Here is a 1,605-nt window from a genome sequence, read left to right as displayed (position 1 = left end):
GGGCATGCAGACCCATCTTGTCCAGCTTGCGCCCGCGGGTGAAACCCTCCATGTCGCGCTCCACCACAAGGAGCGTGAAGCCCTTGTGCCCCGCTTCGGGATCGGTGCGACACACCACGATGACGAGATCGCTGTTTATGCCCGACGAGATGAAGGTCTTGGAGCCGTTCACAATCCAGTCGTCACCGTCGTGAACCGCCGTCGTGCGAATACCCGCCAGGTCGCTGCCCGCTCCCGGTTCGGTCATCGCAATGGCGACGATCAGCTCGCCGCTGGCGATGCCGGGCAGCCACCGTTTCTTCTGCTCTTCGTTGCCCAGGTCCCTGAAGTAAAGGCTGACAATGTCGTTGTGCAGGCTCAGCGCGGGGCCGGGCACGCCGGCCTTGGCCATCTCCTCATCGATCACGGCATTGAACCTGAAGTCGTCGACTCCCCCGCCGCCGTACTCCTCTGGCATGTTGAACCCGATCAGCCCATACTTGCCGGCTGCCAGATACGCCGACCGGTCCACGATGCGCTCTTGCTCCCACTTCTCGGCGTTGGGTACGAGTTCGCGTTCGATGAACTGCTTGGCGGTCTCGCGCAGCTGTTCGTGCTCAAGTTCGAATATCTGTCGCTTCATCAGCGTTCCTACTTTGCTTTCCATACGGGTTGGCGCTTCTCCGTGAACGCCAGCGGTCCTTCTTTCGCATCTTCGGACTTCATCAGTTCGAGGACCTCTCGCATGGTCCTCGACCAGCCCGCCTCGTCGTCCGTGATGACTCGCTCGTCGACGCCGACGGCCACTCGCTTGCTCGCCTGGACCGCCAGCGGTGCGTTGACCGTGATCCGATCGGCAAGCGTGAGTGCAGCATCCAGTTCGGTGCCGTCGGGCACCACCTGATTGATGAGTCCCCACTTCAACGCGTCGGCCGCCGACATCGGCTCACCGGTGAACATCAACTCCAACGCCACCTTGCGCGGCAGCTGCTCGACGAGTCGGAACACCCCGCCGGCGGCGGCGATGAGGCCCCGCTTCACTTCGGGCAATCCGAATTTCGCGCCTTCTCGGGCGACAACCAGATCGCTGGCCAGCGCCAGTTCGGTTCCGCCGCCCAATGCGGCGCCGTTGACCGCGGCGATGGTCGGCTTGTCGACGAAGTGGCGCACATATCCGGCGAAGCCCCACTTCGGGTGGTCCGGATGCATCACGTTCTCGCCCTTGGCGAGTGCCTTGAGATCGACTCCCGCGCAGAAGGACTTGTCGCCGGCGCCGGTGATCACCACGGCGCGGACATCCGGGTCCTGCTGGGCCTCCTCGATCGCGTCACCGACGGCGACGCTGACCGCGGCGTTGATGGCGTTGCGCGCCTCGGGCCGGTTGATCGTGATGACCATGACGTTGCCGCGGCGCTCGGCCAGCGCCGCGGGTCCGGTCACGGTGTCCGTCACAACAGCTCGATGATGGTGGCGTTGGCCTGGCCGCCGCCCTCACACATGGTCTGCAGGCCGTACTGAATTCCCTTGTCCCGCATGTGGTACAGCATCGTGGTCATGATGCGGGCACCGGAACCGCCGAGCGGGTGGCCGAGCGCGATCGCGCCGCCGTTGGGGTTGAGCTTCTTC

2 protein-coding genes and 1 pseudogene are annotated in these 1,605 nt (G+C 64.5%); all 3 read right to left on the bottom strand.

Going from position 1 to position 1,605, the window contains the following annotated elements; genetic code table 11:
• Nucleotides 1-622, bottom strand: a 622-nt coding sequence (locus tag ACRDU5_RS13745) for an acyl-CoA dehydrogenase family protein (protein ID WP_526615122.1), incomplete at its 3' end; no start/stop codon positions are given.
• An 8-nt stretch (nucleotides 623-630) separates the two neighbouring features.
• On the bottom strand, nucleotides 631-1,431 hold the full coding sequence (locus ACRDU5_RS13740; protein ID WP_526615121.1) for an enoyl-CoA hydratase/isomerase family protein: 801 nt from the start codon (nucleotides 1,429-1,431) through the stop codon (nucleotides 631-633).
• Nucleotides 1,428-1,605: pseudogene (locus ACRDU5_RS13735) on the bottom strand (acetyl-CoA C-acetyltransferase); the annotation flags it as partial. The pseudogene ACRDU5_RS13735 and the gene ACRDU5_RS13740, both read right to left, overlap by 4 nt.

Source organism: Mycobacterium sp., assembly GCF_050701515.1.
Classification (GTDB): domain Bacteria; phylum Actinomycetota; class Actinomycetes; order Mycobacteriales; family Mycobacteriaceae; genus Mycobacterium.
This window is presented reverse-complemented; position numbering and strand designations above follow the sequence as displayed.